This window comes from Zavarzinia sp., assembly GCF_049306435.1.
Taxonomy (GTDB): domain Bacteria; phylum Pseudomonadota; class Alphaproteobacteria; order Zavarziniales; family Zavarziniaceae; genus Zavarzinia.
Genome location: NZ_JBAQRT010000154.1, coordinates 1 through 16,425 on the forward strand (window position 1 = coordinate 1; position 16,425 = coordinate 16,425).

At 67.1% G+C, this 16,425-nt stretch carries 19 protein-coding genes; 9 read left to right on the plus strand and 10 right to left on the minus strand.

The window, feature by feature from the left end; all coding sequences use genetic code 11:
* Positions 1–488, minus strand: a 488-nt coding sequence (locus WAZ62_RS08630) for a deoxyribodipyrimidine photo-lyase (protein WP_422643117.1), incomplete at its 3' end; no start/stop codon positions are given.
* A gap of 153 nt (positions 489–641) precedes the next feature.
* On the opposite strand from WAZ62_RS08630, the gene WAZ62_RS08635 reads away from it, so the two are divergent.
* Positions 642–1,064, plus strand: a complete 423-nt coding sequence (locus WAZ62_RS08635; protein WP_422643118.1) for an MAPEG family protein — start codon at positions 642–644, stop codon at positions 1,062–1,064.
* A 19-nt stretch (positions 1,065–1,083) separates the two neighbouring features.
* On the opposite strand, the gene WAZ62_RS08640 is transcribed toward WAZ62_RS08635, so the two are convergent.
* From WAZ62_RS08640 to WAZ62_RS08660, 5 genes are all read right to left on the minus strand, one after another.
* Complete coding sequence (locus WAZ62_RS08640; protein ID WP_422643119.1) at positions 1,084–1,563, minus strand: SRPBCC family protein; 480 nt, start codon at positions 1,561–1,563, stop codon at positions 1,084–1,086.
* On the minus strand, positions 1,560–1,925 hold the full coding sequence (locus WAZ62_RS08645; protein WP_422643120.1) for an ArsR/SmtB family transcription factor: 366 nt from the start codon (positions 1,923–1,925) through the stop codon (positions 1,560–1,562). Before WAZ62_RS08645 ends, WAZ62_RS08640 begins: the two co-directional genes overlap by 4 nt.
* A gap of 99 nt (positions 1,926–2,024) precedes the next feature.
* On the minus strand, positions 2,025–2,777 hold the full coding sequence (fliP, locus tag WAZ62_RS08650) for a flagellar type III secretion system pore protein FliP (RefSeq protein ID WP_422643121.1): 753 nt from the start codon (positions 2,775–2,777) through the stop codon (positions 2,025–2,027).
* Positions 2,774–3,070, minus strand: a complete 297-nt coding sequence (locus WAZ62_RS08655; protein ID WP_422643122.1) for a FliO/MopB family protein — start codon at positions 3,068–3,070, stop codon at positions 2,774–2,776. Before WAZ62_RS08655 ends, fliP begins: the two co-directional genes overlap by 4 nt.
* Positions 3,067–3,399 carry an EscU/YscU/HrcU family type III secretion system export apparatus switch protein gene (locus WAZ62_RS08660; protein WP_422643123.1) on the minus strand — a complete coding sequence of 111 codons (333 nt, stop codon included), beginning with the start codon at positions 3,397–3,399 and terminating at the stop codon, positions 3,067–3,069. The genes WAZ62_RS08655 and WAZ62_RS08660 overlap by 4 nt, the downstream gene beginning before the upstream one ends.
* 146 nt (positions 3,400–3,545) lie before the next feature.
* Between WAZ62_RS08660 and flgB the strand changes: the two genes are divergently transcribed.
* From flgB to recA, 8 genes are all read left to right on the plus strand, one after another.
* Positions 3,546–3,971 carry a flagellar basal body rod protein FlgB gene (flgB, locus tag WAZ62_RS08665; RefSeq protein ID WP_422643124.1) on the plus strand — a complete coding sequence of 142 codons (426 nt, stop codon included), beginning with the start codon at positions 3,546–3,548 and terminating at the stop codon, positions 3,969–3,971.
* A gap of 22 nt (positions 3,972–3,993) precedes the next feature.
* Positions 3,994–4,413, plus strand: a complete 420-nt coding sequence (flgC, locus tag WAZ62_RS08670) for a flagellar basal body rod protein FlgC (protein WP_422643125.1) — start codon at positions 3,994–3,996, stop codon at positions 4,411–4,413.
* Between the two features lie 22 nt (positions 4,414–4,435).
* Complete coding sequence (gene fliE, locus WAZ62_RS08675) at positions 4,436–4,777, plus strand: flagellar hook-basal body complex protein FliE (RefSeq protein WP_422643126.1); 342 nt, start codon at positions 4,436–4,438, stop codon at positions 4,775–4,777.
* A 26-nt stretch (positions 4,778–4,803) separates the two neighbouring features.
* On the plus strand, positions 4,804–5,139 hold the full coding sequence (fliQ, locus tag WAZ62_RS08680; protein WP_422643127.1) for a flagellar biosynthesis protein FliQ: 336 nt from the start codon (positions 4,804–4,806) through the stop codon (positions 5,137–5,139).
* 4 nt (positions 5,140–5,143) lie between these two features.
* Positions 5,144–5,899 (plus strand): flagellar biosynthetic protein FliR, encoded by a 756-nt coding sequence (fliR, locus tag WAZ62_RS08685; protein WP_422643128.1) that lies wholly within the window; start codon positions 5,144–5,146, stop codon positions 5,897–5,899.
* 12 nt (positions 5,900–5,911) lie between these two features.
* Positions 5,912–7,000 carry a flagellar biosynthesis protein FlhB gene (flhB, locus tag WAZ62_RS08690; RefSeq protein ID WP_422643129.1) on the plus strand — a complete coding sequence of 363 codons (1,089 nt, stop codon included), beginning with the start codon at positions 5,912–5,914 and terminating at the stop codon, positions 6,998–7,000.
* Positions 7,001–7,009: 9 nt separating this feature from the next.
* On the plus strand, positions 7,010–9,388 hold the full coding sequence (locus tag WAZ62_RS08695) for an ATP-binding protein (RefSeq protein ID WP_422643130.1): 2,379 nt from the start codon (positions 7,010–7,012) through the stop codon (positions 9,386–9,388).
* A gap of 127 nt (positions 9,389–9,515) precedes the next feature.
* Entirely contained in the window at positions 9,516–10,598 is a 1,083-nt protein-coding gene (recA, locus tag WAZ62_RS08700; RefSeq protein ID WP_422643131.1) for a recombinase RecA, read from the plus strand.
* 193 nt (positions 10,599–10,791) lie between these two features.
* Here recA and WAZ62_RS08705 read toward each other — a convergent pair whose 3' ends face one another.
* The 4 genes from WAZ62_RS08705 to WAZ62_RS08720 all read right to left on the minus strand — a co-directional run.
* Complete coding sequence (locus WAZ62_RS08705) at positions 10,792–11,211, minus strand: hypothetical protein (RefSeq protein ID WP_422643132.1); 420 nt, start codon at positions 11,209–11,211, stop codon at positions 10,792–10,794.
* Between the two features lie 14 nt (positions 11,212–11,225).
* Positions 11,226–12,404 carry a vWA domain-containing protein gene (locus tag WAZ62_RS08710; RefSeq protein WP_422643133.1) on the minus strand — a complete coding sequence of 393 codons (1,179 nt, stop codon included), beginning with the start codon at positions 12,402–12,404 and terminating at the stop codon, positions 11,226–11,228.
* Between the two features lie 61 nt (positions 12,405–12,465).
* Positions 12,466–13,323 carry an AAA family ATPase gene (locus WAZ62_RS08715; protein ID WP_422643134.1) on the minus strand — a complete coding sequence of 286 codons (858 nt, stop codon included), beginning with the start codon at positions 13,321–13,323 and terminating at the stop codon, positions 12,466–12,468.
* Positions 13,324–13,417: 94 nt separating this feature from the next.
* Positions 13,418–16,425: caspase family protein (locus tag WAZ62_RS08720; protein ID WP_422643135.1), on the minus strand; the 3,008-nt coding region annotated here is incomplete at its 5' end.

The following is a 16,425-nucleotide window of genomic DNA, read 5'->3' on the forward strand; positions in this document are numbered from 1 at the left end:
GGCTGCGGCCACTCGGGCGCGGGGGCGAGCCGGCAGGCGCGCCAGAACGGGGTGAAGACCTTGAAGCCCTGTCCGGCACCGGTGCGGATGGAGCCCGGCGGGAAAAGCAGATTGCCGCCCGGTATCGCGACCTCGATGCCGGCGGCGCGGAGGTCCCGGGCAAGGCCGTCGTCCCGTCCCGCCACCCCCGGGTCGGGGCTTCGGGTGAAGACAAGGGCGCGCGCCCCGGTTTCCCCCAGCAGGGCGGGAATGATACTGGCGGCCGAGCCACGACGCAGCACGAGGCGGTTACCGCGCATGGCCAGATCGCGCCCGAGGCTGCTCAGGCTGTGATGCAACCACCAGCGGGCCGCGCCGCCCGCGAATTCGTCGAGGATATAGAGCGCGATCACGGGCCGGCCGCTGGCGGCGGCATGGGTTACAGCCCTTTGGTCGGCCAGCCGCAGGTCGCGGCGAAACCAGAGAATGATCGGGCTGTTGTCGGTCATGGGGGGCCGCTGTCAGGTATCGGGTCATCCTGATACGCAAGGGGACGCGGCATGGATCTGCCCCCTTGATAAAGTGTTGATGTCATGGCCGACTGACCGGGCATGTTCCGGGCCGCCGATGACCGGCCGCCCTCTGGGGAGGAATGAACCGCGATGCCCGATGCCCTCGTTCCGTCGCTGGCGGCGCTGCCGCAGTGGACCTTGCTCTATGGCGGGCTGAACGGACTTCTGTCCTTCGTGCTGGCTTTCAGGGTCAGCCAGCTGCGCATGAAATCGAATGTGATTTTCGGCGACGGCGGTGACGGCGCGATCCAGCGGGCGATCCGCGCCCATGCCAATAACGTCGAATATGTGCCGCTGACCCTCGTCCTGATCGGACTTCTGGAAATCGCGGGCCAGCCGGCCTGGGCGATCAACGCCATGGGGGCGGCGCTTTTCATCGGGCGGGCGCTTCACGCCATCGGCCTGACCTTGACCGAGGACAGCTCGCCGCCGCGCTTCTATGGCATCCTGCTGACCTGGGCGGCCCTGGTCGCGGCCGCCCTCTGGTGCATCGTCGCCGCGCTGACCCTGTGATCAACGCGGCGGGCGCCGTTCAGTTCGCCTTGATGAATTCGACCAGCTGGTCGAGCACGGTGCCCCAGCCGTGGTAAAAGCCCATGTCCTCGTGCTGCTTGCGCGTCGCCTCGTCGCCATGGATGGCGTGGGCGGTGTAGCGGGTGCCGGTCGGTGTCGGCGCCAGCAGCAGGGCGGCGGTGAAGAAGGGTTTGGGCGCGGGCCGGAAGCCGGGCAGCAGCGTGTCGGTCCAGATCAGCCGCTCGTTCGGCACGATGTCGAGATAACAGCCGGTGTTGGGAAATTCCTCCCCCTCCGGCGAGCGCATGGTGGTGCTGAACACGCCGCCCGGGCGCAGGTCGATCTCGCAATGGGTGACGGACCAGGGCCGGGGCACGAACCAGTGCTTCACATGGTCGGGCGTGGTCCACGCTTTCCACACTTTCTCGACGGGAACATCCACCTCGCGCTCCAGCACGAGGTCGAGGCGGGGGTCGGGGGTGACGAGATGCGTCTTCAAGGCGAGTCTCCTCCATCCTTCATGGTCAGCAGATAGTCGTCGAGCTGGTCGAGCCGGCGCTCCCACAGGCGCCGCTGTCGGCCCAGCCAGTCTTCCGCCAGTTTCAGCGGCTCGGCCGTCAGCTCGTAGGTGCGCACGCGCCCCGCCTTGCTCGACCGCACGAGACCGCAGTTTTCCAGCATCTTCAGATGCTGCAGGAAGGAGGGCATGGCCATCCGGTAGGGCTCGGCCAATTCGCTGACCGAGGCGCTTTTCCTGGACAGGCGCTCCAGCACGTCGCGGCGCGTGGGATCCGCGAGTGCCTTGAAGATGCCGTCCATCGCCACCGCCGGCGGCGTGGTTCCGATCGCTTGCTGGTGCATGTCCTGCCTCCTGACCGCGATCATGCCGGTGAAAAATACTGAGGTAAATACCTAAGTATTATGGCGCGCGAAAAGGGTAGGGGGACGGCGCCCGTCGTCTCAGGTGCCGTAGCTCTGGATCAGGCTGGCGACGACGAGGCTCCAGCCGTCGACAAGCACGAAGAAGATCAGCTTGAAGGGCAGGGAGATGACCACGGGGGGCAGCATCATCATGCCCATGCCCATCAGCACCGAGGCGATCACCATGTCGATGACGAGGAAGGGCACGAACAGCAGGAAGCCGATCTCGAAGGCGCGGCGGAGCTCGGAAATCATGAAGGCGGGCACGATGGTCGTCAGCGGCACCGCCTCGGGCGTCGCGGGCGACGGGCCTTCGGACAGATTGACGAAAAGCGCCAGATCCTGCTCCCGCGTGTGCTTCAGCATGAAGGCGCGGAAGGGCGCCGCCGTCGCGTCGAACGCCGCGCGCTCGTCCAGCTGGCCCTGCATGTAAGGATTGATGCCGTCCCGCCAGGCCTTGTCGAAGGTCGGCGCCATGATGAAGGCGGTCAGGAACAGGGCAAGGCCGATCAGGATGGTGTTGGGCGGCGTCGTCTGGGCGCCGATCGCGCTGCGCAGCAGGGACAGCACGATCACCAGCCGGCCGAAGGAGGTGACGACGACCAGGAGCGACGGCGCCAGGCTGAGCACGGTGATGAGGACGACCACCTGCACCAGATTGGACGTCATGCCGCCTTCGCCGCCAAGATCGAGCGACAGGCTCTGCGCCAGCGCCGTGCCGCCGCCGAGCAGGAGGGCAAGGCCGGCACCGCCCGCGAGGGCGAGAAGATGCGGCTTCAGGCGGCCGGTCATGGCGACTCCGCGGCGGAAGGAAGAGGGGGCGGGGCAGGGGGCGGCGGGGCGCTCGCCCTTTCGATGACGATGTCGCCGCCGGGGCCAAGCAGCACGAGATGTTCGGCGCCGTCCTTGCGCAGGATGACGAGGCGGCGGCGGGGATCGAGGCTTAAGGATTCGACGACGGCCAGGCGCTTGCCGGCGCGGCGCGGCACCCGGTCGCCGAAACGGCGCATGACGATGCCAAAGGCAAGAATGAGCAGGACGACGAGGCCAAGGGCGAAGGCCGCGCGCAACAGGTCGGAGGTCATCGCTGGAAGCCACCGGCCGGATGATCGGCGCCGGGCTGCATCGCCCGCGCCTCGCGCATCCGGTTGTTGGCCATGTAGACATGGGCGAGGATTTCGGCGACGGCGGCGAAGGCTTCGAGCGGGATGGTCTCGTCGAGATCGATGGTCTCGAGAATCTCCACGAGGTCGCCATCCTCGCGCAGCTTGACGCCATGGGCGAGGGCGAGGGCGATGATCCGCTCGGCGAGTTCGCCTTCACCCCGGGCGACGACGCGGGGCGCGCTGTCCAGCCCGCGCTCGTATGTCAGCGCCACGGCCTTCTGCCGGCGCGGCGGTCTGTCGTCACTCATCGGCCCATGCCTTCGGTTTGCCGGTCCACTTTGCCGCAATAGGGTTAACGAGGTCTTGCCCCGGGAGAGGCCGGTTGTTTACCCGCCGTTAAGGGAGGCGGGTGATCATGCGAGCATCGCCGTGTCTGGCAAGGACCGCAATCGTCATGGATCTCGACCGCATTCCCCTGATCGGCATGTTGGTGCGCAGGATGGATTTCCTGGGCGCCCGCCAGCGGGTGATCGCGCAGAATGTCGCCAATGCCGATACGCCGGGCTACAAGCCGCGCGAACTTTCCGAAGATGCCTTCGCCCGCGAGGTCGCCCGCGCGACCGGCGGCGGCGGTCTTGCCCCGGTCGCCGTGGCGACGACCACGGCCGGCCACATGCAGGGCACCAGGGTCGCCGATGGCGCCAAGCCCCGGCCGGAGCGCAGCGGCGATTACGAATCGACCCCCTCGGGCAATGCCGTCGTCCTCGAACAGGAAATGACGCGCCTCGCCGAGACCCAGATGGATTACGACACGATCACCGGCATCTACCGCAAGCAGGTCGCGATGATCAAGACCGCCCTGCGCGGTCCGTCGGCCTGAACCCGGCATCGAGGAGACTGGCATGGCCGTCGACGACCTGACCCGCACCATGATGATTTCCGCCGCCGGCATGCGGGCGCAGAGCGTGCGGATGCGGGTGATCGCGGAAAACCTGGCCAATGCCGAGACCGTCGGCATGAAGCCGGGCGACGAGCCCTATCGCCGCAAGGTGGTGAATTTCGCCAGCGAACTCGACCGGGTGACCGGTGCCGAGGAAGTGAAGGTGAAGGAAGTCACGCAGGACCAGACACCGTTCGGCAGCCGCTTCGACCCCGGCCACCCGGCTGCCGATCCCGATGGCTATGTGAAGACGCCCAACGTGAACACGCTGGTCGAGGTCAGCGACATGCGCCAGGCCCAGCGCACCTATGAAGCCAATCTGAATGTGATCGATTCGGCGCGCGGCATGTTGATGCGCACCATCGATCTGCTGCGCTCCTGAAGCCGGCACGGGGGAATAGACCATGGATCCGATCGCCAGCCGCGCCGTGGGCGCCTATACGGATGCGCTGCGCCGGGGCGTCGGTTCGACCGCCCAGGGCGCCGACGCCGCGGGCGGGCTGGGCGGCTTTTCCGGCGGCGGTGACGCCAATTCCTTCAGCAGCGTGCTCGGCCGGGCCATGGACGACGCGGTCGCGACCTCGGCCAAGGCCGATCAGACTTCGATGTCGGCGGCGGTGGGCAAGGCCAATGTCACCGATGTGGTGACGGCGCTGACCAACGCCGAGGTCACGCTTCAGGCGGTGGTTGCGGTCCGCGACAAGGTCGTGTCAGCCTATCAGGAAATCATGCGTATGCCGATCTGACCGGATCGGCGGTCGGAGGCTGGATCTTGACGGCTGGCGAAGCCCTGGATGTCGCGCGCGAGGCGCTGCTGACCATCATGCTCGTCTCGGCGCCGGTCATGGTGGTGGCGCTGGTGGTCGGCCTGACCATCTCGCTGTTCCAGGCCCTGACCCAGATCCAGGAAGCGACTCTCAGCTTCGTGCCGAAGATCCTGGCGATCTTCGCCGTTCTCCTGCTCGCCCTGCCCTTCATGGGCTCGCAGATGAGCACCTTCACCCAGCAGATCATGTCCCGCATCGCCGACGGCAACCCGGCGGCGCCAGCAGCGGCGCCGGCACCGAATGGTGCCACGCCGGGCGCCAGCCCCGGGGGCGGCGGCTGACGCCATGCTGGACCAGCTTCTGCCCGGCGGCGTCTTCGCCCTGGCGCTGGTCTTCGCCCGGATCGGCGCCATGGTCATGGTGCTGCCGGTCTTCGGCGAGCAATATGTCCAGGCCCGCATCCGTCTTGCCCTTGCCCTGTTCCTGACCGTGATCATCCTGCCGCGGGCGGGGGTCCTGCCGCCGCTGCCGGCGCAGCCCGCGCTCCTGCTGCCGCTGATCGGCGGTGAGGTGCTGGTCGGCCTCGCCATCGCCGGCATCGCCCGGCTGGCGGTCTCGGCTCTTCATATCGCGGGCACCATCATCGCCGTGCAGTCGGGCCTCGCCGCCGCCCAGAACGTCGACCCGACCCAGGGCACGCAATCGGCGGTCACCTCGAATTTCATCGTCATGACCGGGACGACGCTGATCGTCGTCGCCGACCTGCACCACCTGCTGATCGGCGCCCTCGTCGAGAGCTATCGCCTGTTTCCGGTCGCGGGCACGCCGCCGGTGGGCGATTTCGCGCGGCTCGCCAGTGGCGTGATCGCCGATACGTTCACCCTCGCCATGCAGATGTCGGCGCCGTTCCTGGCCTTCGGCATCGTCTTCAACGTGTTGCTGGGCCTGATGAACCGGCTGATGCCGGTGATGCAGGTCTTCTTCATCGCCATGCCGTTGCAGATCCCGCTGGCCTTCCTGCTCTTGTCGCTCAGCTTCGGCTATGCCCTGACCCTGTTCGCCGACCGTTTCGTCGACGCGCTCGGCCCGCTGGTCCGCTAAGGGGAGGGGGCGATGGCCGAAGACCAGGAGGAGAGTTCCAAAACAGAAGAGGCATCCGCGAAACGCATCGCGGATGCCGAGAAGCGCGGCGACGTTCTCAAGAGCACCGAGGTCGGCCACTGGTTCGGCCTCGCCGCCGGCCTCGGCGCCATCGTCATCATCGCCACCGTCTCGGGACCGGAAATGGGGCGGCGGCTCGCCGGTTTTCTCGACCATGGCTGGGCGATCTCGCTCGACGAGCGGACCGGCGTCGACATTCTGATCGAGGTCGGTCAGGACCTGCTGCTCGGCCTTGGCCTGCCCTTGCTGCTGCTGGTCGCGGCGGCGATCGCCGGCCATGCCCTGCAGCACAAGATCATCTTCAGCGGCGAGAAGATGAAGCCCGATCTGTCCAAACTCTCGCCGATCAAGGGCCTCGGCCGGATCTTCTCGCGTCAGGGCCTCATCGAATTCGTCAAGGGCATCGCCAAGATCGTCGCCGTGGGGGCGGGGGCGGTGATCGGCGCGGCGCCGACCTTCAACGCCATGATCGCGCTGCCCTTGCGGGAATTCGACGATATCGCGCTCCTGACCCTTCAGGCGGTGATCCGCCTGTTCGGCGGGGCGCTGGTGGTGCTGACCGTGATCGCCGGCGGCGACTTCATGTTCCAGCGCTTCGAGCGCCTGCGCCGCCTGCGCATGACCAAGCAGGAAGTGAAGGACGAGCACAAGCAGACCGAGGGCGATCCCCAGATCAAGTCGCGCCAGCGCCAGATGGCCCGCTCGCGCATCAGGCGGCGCATGATGGCGGCGGTGCCCACGGCCGATGTGGTGGTGACCAACCCGACCCATTTCGCCGTCGCCCTGAAATATGACTCGGCTTCGATGGGGGCGCCGGTCGTCGTCGCCAAGGGGGCCGATTCGCTGGCGGCCCGCATCCGCGCGGTCGCCGACGAGGCGGGCGTGCCCCTCGTCGAGAACCCGCCGCTGGCCCGCGCATTGTACGCCACGGTTGAAATCGACGACGAAGTGCCGCCCGATCACTACAAGGCGGTGGCGGAAGTGATCGGTTTCGTGCTGCGACGTCGCGGGGGCCTTCCAAAGCGGCCCGCAGTCCCGTAATCAATAGGCATGGATCAGGTCGACGCCGACAAGCTGAGGGAAGCACCGCCACGGGAAAAGCGGTCGATCCTGCCGTTTCTGCGCGGCATCCTGGCCGGCGCGGGCGGCGCGCTGATCGGCGTCGGTGTCGCCACGGGCGATGTTCTCTACGGCGTGACGGGAATCGTCGCGGTCGCCATCCCGATGACCGCCATCACCATCAGCAATCATCTGGCCGAGCGCCACCGCCGGCAGTCGGTCGAGGCGATGATCGAGGAGATCGGCCCGGCGATGGAACTGTCGTCGGTGGCACGGGCGGTGACGGGTCCGGGCGGTCTCGTTCTCCAGCATAACCAGCCCTGGTATCGGATGGGGCTGCCGGTGGAAACCGTGCCGGAAGCCTGGGCGACGGCGGTCGAGGGCGGTCATGCCCGCCAGTTCACCCTGCCGGGCAATGGCCGCCAGATCGAGGTCTCGGGCCGCAGCCTCGGCCCCCGGGCGAGCTATCTGCTGCTGACCGTGCGCGAGGTCGGGATGCCGCCGCGGGTCGATCCCGGCATTTTCGAACATGCCGACCTCGGCTGGTTCGAGATGGATCACGACGGCTGCATCACCGCCCTGAACGCGACCCTGGCCAGCTGGCTCGGCCGCACGACCGAGGAAATCGGCGAGGGCCGCCTGTCGATCTTCGAGGTGTTCCGGCCGGCGGAATATCCCGATGCCGGCGACGGCCGCTTCCGCGCCGACCTCCTGTCCCTGGAGGAGCCGCCGTTCCCGGTCGAGGTCGTGCTGCAGACCGATGCGCGGGGCGGCAGTTCGCGGGGCGGTCTCGTCATCGACCTGCGGGAAATCGTCCGCTCGGTCGAGGCGCTGGCGGAATCGGCCGAGCGTTTCGGCCGTTTCATCGACGACGCGCCGGTGGGCATCGCCGCCCTGGCCGCCGATGGCACGGTCGAGGAAGCCAATCCGGTCTTCGCCGAGCTTGCCGCCGGATCGCCCGATCCGGAACTCGTCCTCGGCAAGGACCTGCACAAGATGATCGATCTGCCGGCCGAGGATCCGCGGCCCAGCATCGATTTCGCGCAGGTGCTCGCCGGGGCGGAAGGCGCCAGCGCCGAGTTGCGCTTCAAGGCGACGCCCGCCATGACCATGCGCCTGTTCGCCACGCGGGCCAGCCGGCTGCAGGGCACGCAGGAACAGCCGACCCGCATCGTCTACATGCTCGATGTCTCGGCCCAGAAGGCGCTGGAGGAGCAGTTCGTCCAGTCGCAGAAGATGCAGGCCGTGGGGCAGCTGGCCGGCGGCATCGCCCATGATTTCAACAATCTGCTGACCGCGATCATCGGCTTCTGCGACCTGCTGCTGACCCGCCACGGACCGGAGGACGAGTCCTTCCCTGATGTCATGCAGATCAAGCAGAACGCCAACCGGGCGGCCAATCTCGTGCGCCAGCTGCTGGCCTTCTCGCGCCGGCAGACCCTGCGGCCCAAGGTCATCGACATTCGCGATACGCTGAACGACCTCTCGACCCTGCTGCGCCGGCTGATCGGCGCCAATATCAGGCTCGATCTCGATCATGCGCCGGACCTTGGCCCGGTGCGGGTCGATCCATCGCAATTCGACCAGGTGATCATCAATCTGGTGGTCAATGCCCGCGACGCGATGCGCGAGGGCGGCCATATCCAGATCCGCACCCGCAACCTGTCGCGGCGCGATCTGCGCAAGTTTCCGTCGCTGGAACTGCCCCCGGGCGATTACGTGCTGATCGATGTGCAGGACAATGGCCACGGCATTCCCCGCGACGTGCTGCCCAAGATCTTCGAGCCCTTCTTCACGACGAAGGAAGTCGGGGCGGGCACCGGCCTTGGCCTGTCCACCGTCTACGGCATCGTGAAGCAGACCGGCGGCTCCATCGTCGCGGAGAGCGAGCCGGGGCAGGGCACCACCTTCCGCATCGCCCTGCCGCGCCATGTCGCCGGCAGCGATGCCGAGGAACAGGTGATCGAGGCACCGGAAAAGCCCGAAGCGTCCGCCCCGGGCCACGAGACCATCCTCATTGTCGAGGACGAGGACGCGGTGCGCAATTTCGCCGTCCGGGCGCTGCGTCGCCAGGGCTATCGCGTGCTGGAGGCCCCGACCGGCGAGGAGGCGATGGAGTTGATCAACGGTGGCGCCGAGCGAATCGATCTCCTCGTTTCCGATGTCGTCATGCCCTCGATGGACGGGCCGTCGCTGGCCCGCGCCGCCCGCGACCGCCTGCCGGGCCTGAAGGTGATCATGATTTCAGGCTATGCCGAGGAACAGTTCCGCAAGAGCCTCGATCCCGGCCTCGATTTCACCTTCCTGGCCAAGCCCTTCAGCCTGAAGCAGCTGGGCGGCCTGGTGCGCGAGGTGCTCGACCGGGGATAATGCGCGGGGGCTGACGCACAGGTCAGGACAAACGAGAACAAAACGGGATTGCACAAGAGAACAAATGAGGTACGATGGCGGCAGGGTTGAATCCCGCCCGGGGCTTTGAAATAAGGAGTTCCACCTCATGTCGTCGCCAGCGTTGCGCCTCGTCGGATCGGAAAACATGGACAAGCAGAAGGCCCTCGAGGCCGCCCTCGGGCAGATTGAACGCGCGTTCGGCAAGGGCTCGGTGATGAAGCTCGGCGCCCGCGAAAGCGCGGTTGAGGCGGAAGCGGTTTCGACCGGCTCGCTCGGCCTCGACATCGCGCTCGGCATCGGCGGCCTGCCTCGCGGCCGCATCGTCGAGATTTACGGGCCGGAATCCTCGGGCAAGACGACGCTGGCCCTGCAGGTGGTGGCCAATGCCCAGCGCAAGGGCGGCATCTGCGCCTTCGTCGACGCCGAACATGCCCTCGATCCGACCTATGCCCGCAAGCTTGGCGTCGATGTCGATGAATTGCTGATCTCCCAGCCCGATACCGGCGAACAGGCGCTCGAGATCGCCGATACGCTGGTGCGCTCCGGCGCGGTCGAGGTGCTGGTGATCGATTCGGTCGCCGCGCTCACGCCCCGGGCCGAACTCGAGGGCGAGATGGGCGATTCCCATGTCGGCCTGCAGGCCCGCCTGATGTCCCAGGCCCTGCGCAAGCTCACCGGCTCGATTTCCAAGTCGAACTGCATGGTCATCTTCATCAACCAGATCCGTCAGAAGATCGGCGTGATGTTCGGCAGCCCGGAAACGACGACGGGCGGCAACGCGCTGAAATTCTACGCCTCGGTCCGTCTCGACATCCGCCGCATCGGCGCGATCAAGGACAAGGAAGAGGTGGTGGGCAACCAGACCAAGGTGAAGGTGGTCAAGAACAAGCTGGCGCCGCCGTTCCGGGAAGCGCTGTTCGACATCATGTATGGCGCCGGCACCTCGAAGGTGGGCGAGTTGATCGATCTCGGCATCAAGGCCGGCATCGTCGACAAGTCCGGTTCCTGGTTCTCCTACGACAGCCAGCGCATCGGCCAGGGCCGCGAGAACGCCAAGACCTTCCTCGAGTCCCATCCCGAACTCGCCGACGAGATCGAGCGCAAGATCAGGGCCAATGCCGGCATCGTCTCCGCCGCCATGGTCGGCACGCCCGAGGCCGACGCCGAAGGCTCGGCCGAGGACGCATAGGGCCTGACGGGACGACGCGCCTTTCCGTAGCGTCATGCCGGCCTTCGCCGGCATGACGGGGGTTTGGGGAAGGCGCGGGTGTCGATGGCTCCCCTGACGGGGCACGGTCTTCGAAAGGAAATCGTCGTCCCGGCGCAGGCCGGGACCTTGTGCAGGATGGGGCGCTCTCCCCAGGTCAGGGGGGCGCCGGGGATCAGCCCCGGCGCAGGATCAGGGCCATGCCCGAGGGCTTGTCGATCAGGTGGATTTCCTTGCCGAGGAAGCGGATCGCCTGCTTCTCGGGATCGAGATCGTTCGGCTTGCCCTTCTGGTCCAGGCATTTGCTGGGAATGACGTAATCATCCGCCCAGGCCCAGGTGCAATTGGTCGTGGACGGGCCGGCGACCGCCTGCAGCCGGGGGCCGGCGAAGCTGAGCGAAAAGCTCTGGCCCATGTCCGCGAGGTCCGCTTCCAGCTTGGTCACGGCATCGGGCGGCATCTGGCCGCTGGCCTTCGCCGCGGCGACGGTGGCCGGCACATCGAGGCGCCACTGGCCCTCGACCTTTGAATCCGCGAATGCCGACGCCGGGGCCGCGAGCATCGCGGCGACAAACATCAGGTGACTGAACTTCATGATCTCTCCCGCCTTCAGCGGTTCAGCTCGCGCGCGGCGGCGTCGAGTCCGCCAAGGGTGAGCGGGAACATACGCCCTTCCATCAATTGGCGCATCACGCCGATGGACGACGTATGGTCCCAGTGCTTCTGCGGAATGGGGTTCAGCCACACCGCATGGGGGTAGACATCGAGGGTGCGGCGCATCCAGGACTCGCCCGATTCCTCGTTCCAATGCTCGACCGAGCCGCCGGGATAGGTGATCTCGTAAGGGCTCATCGAGGCATCGCCGACGAAGATCACCTTGTAGTCATGGGCATAGGTGTGCAGCACCTGCCAGGTCGGGATCGTGTCGTTGTGGCGGCGCTTGTTGTCTTTCCACACTTTCTCGTAAAGACAGTTGTGGAAGTAGAAATATTCAAGATGCTTGAATTCGCTGCGCGCAGCCGAGAACAGCTCCTCGCACATCTTGATATAGCTGTCCATCGAGCCGCCGATGTCGAAGAAGATCAGGATCTTCACCTTGTTGCGGCGCTCGGGCCGCATCTTCAGGTCCAGCCAGCCGGCGTTATTGGCGGTCGAGCGGATGGTGTTCGGCATGTCCAGCTCGACCTCCGCCCCCTCGCGGGCGAATTTCCGCAAGCGGCGCAGCGCGACCTTGATGTTGCGTGTGCCGAGTTCAACCTGATCGTCGAGATTCTGGAATTCGCGCTTGTCCCAGACCTTCACCGCGCGCTTGTTGCGGCTCTTGTCCTGGCCGATGCGCACGCCTTCCGGGTTGTAGCCATGGGCGCCGAAGGGCGAGGTGCCTGCGGTGCCGATCCATTTGTTGCCGCCCTGGTGCCGTTCCTTCTGTTCCTCGAGGCGCTGCTTCAGCGTCTCCATCAGCTTCTCGAAACCGCCCAGCGACTCGATCAGCGCCTTTTCCTCGTCGGTCAGAGTCTTCTCGGCGAGTTTGCGCAGCCATTCCTCGGGGATCTCGACCGTGCTGCCCTCGGCGACACTCTCCAGCCCCTTGAACACCGTGCCGAAGACCCGGTCGAACTTGTCGATGTTGCGCTCGTCCTTAACGAGGGTGGCGCGCGAGAGGTAATAGAAATCGTCGACCGAATAGGAGGCGACCCCGGCCTTCAGCGCTTCGAGGAGCGTGAGATACTCCTTCAGCGTGACCGGGATCTTGGCGTTCTTCAGTTCGTAGAAGAAATTGATGAACATCGCTTCACCCGTCTTCCAGGGGTCGCCACCCCGGCGCGGGGCCGGGGCGACGAGCCGATGACTATTGCGGCGGCTGGCGGTCGGCGCGGCGGGCGAGGAAGGCCAGACGCTCGAACAGGTGAACGTCCTGCTCGTTCTTGAGCAGGGCGCCATGCATGGGCGGGATCAGTTTCTTCGGATCGCGCTCGCGCAGCATCTCGGGCGTCAGGCTCTCGGACATCAGCAGCTTCAGCCAGTCGAGGAGTTCCGAGGTGGAGGGCTTCTTCTTGAGGCCGGGCACGTCCCGGATGTCGTAGAAAATGGTCAGGGCTTCGCGCACCAGGTCGTGCTGGATGCCGGGATAATGTACGTCGATGATCTGGCGCATCGTGTCCGGGTCGGGGAACTTGATGTAGTGGAAGAAGCAGCGGCGCAGGAAGGCGTCCGGCAGTTCCTTCTCGTTGTTCGAGGTGATGATGACGATCGGCCGCTCCGCCGCCTTGATGGTCTGGCGCGTCTCGTAGACATAGAATTCCATGCGGTCGAGCTCCTGCAGGAGATCGTTCGGGAATTCGATGTCGGCCTTGTCGATCTCGTCGATCAGCAGGATGGGCGAGGGGCTGGCCGAGAAGGCTTCCCACAGCTTGCCCTTGACGATGTAGTTCGAGATGTCGTGTACCCGGTCGTCGCCCAGCTGGCTGTCGCGCAGGCGGCTGACCGCGTCATATTCATAAAGCCCCTGCTGGGCCTTGGTGGTCGACTTGATGTGCCACTGGATCAGGTCGCGGCCCAGGGCCTCGGCGACCTCCTGGGCGAGGACGGTCTTGCCCGTGCCCGGTTCGCCCTTGATCAGCAGGGGGCGTTTCAGGGTGATGGCCGCGTTGACCGCCACTTTGAGATCGTCGGTGGCGACGTAGGACTCGGTACCGGTGAACTTCATTGCGGGCGCACCCTCGTGCCTGTTTTAAAGGTCTGTTCCAACGAAACTAGGCAAGCGCGGCGCCGCGATCAAGCCGCATGGATCTGACGCCGCGTCAGCCGCCGTTTCCGAGCCGGGTCAGGGGAAAGACATCCGAGCCGGTGAAGAACCAGCGCGGACTCTGCCGGTGTCCCTCGCGGATACGCCGCGCGATTTCGGGCACGGTCTTCTTGGCGAATTCGCCGATTTCGAAGACATCGACGATCTTGTCGCGGTTGCCCCGCACCTCGCTGTCGGCCAGGCCGCCAAGGCCTTCGATCAGGGCGCCGGTGAAGACGCCGTGGCCGTTCACGCCATCCAGCGCCTCCTCCTTGGAGGCGGCGCCGGCGAGGATGAAGCGGCCCGAGGCGCGCACCAACTGGCCCGCCACCGTGTCGTTGGCGGTCTGGCGGAACACCGCGTCCTCGACCGCCAGCAGGCCGGCGAAACAGGTGTCGAGCACGACGGCCGCGCGCCAGGCCCGCAGCCGGCCGAGGGCGGCGATGATCTCGTCCTGGCTGATGCCCCGGGTCTGGATCGCCTCGCGCGATTTCACCGCGATGTCATTCGGCAGGAAGTAATAGCGGCCCTCGATCGGCACGCCGTGGCCGGCGAGGAAAATGACCGCCGTGTCGTCCGGCCCGGCATCCGCCGCCAGCCTGTCGAGGGCATCGAGAATGGCGGCGCGGCTCGCCTGCTCGTCGGTCAGCAGGGTGAGGCGGGTCGACGGCCCGTCGAGCGCCTGCGCCAGGCCCGTGGCATCGGCCACGGCATTGACGAGCGGGGGGATATCGGGCGTCTGGAAGCGATTCACTCCGATCGCGACGACGAAGATCCTGCCGCCCGCGACCGGCGGATCGCCCACGGCCAGAAGGGGGGCGGGTGGGGCGGCGACCGCACCCGGTGGCGCCGGGACGGGGGATTCGGCCACCGGCGTCGGTGGGGGCCGCGGCCCCGCCATAAGCACGAGCCCCGGCTGCTTGTCGCGGTCGATTTCGATTTCGCCCGCCGCGTTGAAGGCGGACAGGCGAATGTCGGCCGGGCCATGGCCAAGCTCGACGCCAAGCTCGCCCGTCTGCTCGCCCTCCCGCGCCACGCTGGCCGAGGCGCCGCCCTCGACCACGGCGCCGTTCAGGCGGACAAGGACCCTGCCGATGCCGCCGCCCTGATCGACCGCGCGGTATTTCAGGCGGATGCGTTCGGTGGTGACGGCCAAGGGCTGTCCATCGGCGGACGGCGGGCGGCAGGCCGTGCTGGCGCCGGTTTCGCAGATTTCGACGATAGACAGGGCCGGGGGCAGGCCCCGGTCGACGACCGCGACGACGCCGCCGATTTTCGCCGCGGCCGCGGCGATCTCGCCGTCGCCGCTCCGGCGCAGCTTGGCGACCAGGAGGTCGCGGCGATAGAAGACGGAATAGACCTGATCGATGGAAATCCAGTCGGCGCCCTTCGGCTTGCCACCGTCGAGGGCGTTGACGACATAGCCGAAGAGTTTCTCGCTCTCCGGCCCGTGATCGAAAAACCCCTCGACGGTGGAGGCGAGCCAGCGCCTGCCATCGGCATGGGGAAAGAACATGAGGGCCGGGCGCCCGGTCTCGATGTCGAACCAGCGGATCGAGCCGTCGCCGAGGCCGGCGACGATCCAGCCCGCCTCCTCGGCGAGGGCCAGGGTCCAGACGGGCGAGGCGAGATCGCTCTTCCACAGGAGCCTGCCGTTTTCATAGAGCTTCAGGCCGAAGTCGGTGCCCAGCGCCAGCCGCCGGCCATTGGCGGTGAGGGCGGCGCTGCGCGAAATTTCGTTCGCTTCGAGGGCCAGGGGCTTGCCGTCCAGCGTCGGGGCGGTGCCATTCCGCCAGCGGGCGAGGCGGACAAGGCTGGCGGGCTTTCCGGCGGCGGCGATTTCGGCCGGCTGATAATCGCCCGAAAGAAGATCGTAGACGAAGGGCGCCGCGCCGCCACGGCCAAGGCCGAAGCGGACGCGCGCGCCATCGGCCGAGACCTGGAAACTGCCGTCCAGCTGATCGCGGAAATCCACCGTCGCCCGTTCGCGGCTCGGGCCGGGCTGGCCATCGGCGCCGATCAGGCCCCAGGCGGGATCGGCGGCGGCCCAGGCCATGGAGCCGCCGGGCAGGGCGGCGAGGACGAGGACGGTGTCGAGGCTTGCCGGAATATCCGTCGCGGTTTCGTCGGCGAGGTGCCAGCGGCGCAGGAATTTCCGGCCTGTCTGGTCGCCATAGGTGCCGGCGGCCATCAGCGTGGCGCCATCCGCGCTCCAGGCGACGACCGAGAGATGGCCGCTCCGGGCGCGGCTACCGTCCAGCTGGCGTCCGGGTTTCAGGTCCCTGCCGCCCAGAAGGGCGACCCGGTCGCCATTGAGGAAACTGACCGCCAGGGTGGCGCCATCCGGGGAAAAGGCGACATCGAAGGGTGTCAGGCCGGCCGGTGCCCTGTAGGTCGCGAGGCGTTTCATGTCGGCGCCATAGAGCCGCACGGCGCCGTCGAGCGAAGCGGTGGCCAGCCGGCCATCGGCGGCATAGGCAAGGCGGGTGATCGCATCGCGATAGTCGGCATCGACGAGTTTCACCGTCCGCGCCTTCATGTCGACGAGGCGAAGCCCCCGCTTGTCGCTGGTGGCGACCGCCAGTCCCTTGGCATCGGGCGAGAAGGCGAGGTCGTTGATCGTGTCGGCGGCGGGTTCGGACAGGGAAATGCGGCCGGCCCAGGCCTGCTTGTCGACATTGTAGACATAGAGGCTGGCGGTGCCATCGGCGACGAAGCCGGTGTTGCCGCCCACCGCCACGAAGCCACCGGAGGGCGAGGCGGCGATGGCGTGCAGGGCGCCTTCGGGGCCGGGCGCGACCGGCACGCGAAGCGTGGCGTTCAGCCGGCCGCTGGCCATGTCCCACAGGCGGATCGTCTTGTCGTCGGACACGGTGGCGATCTGGCCGCCCTTGACCACGGTCAGGCCGTTGATCGCCGCGCCATGCATCCCGGTCTCGAACACCGGCTGCGGGATGGTGGTCAGGCCGCCGCCCCCCAAGGTGTTCCCCGTTGTGCCCCCCGTGGCGCTGCCTTGCGCGGCGG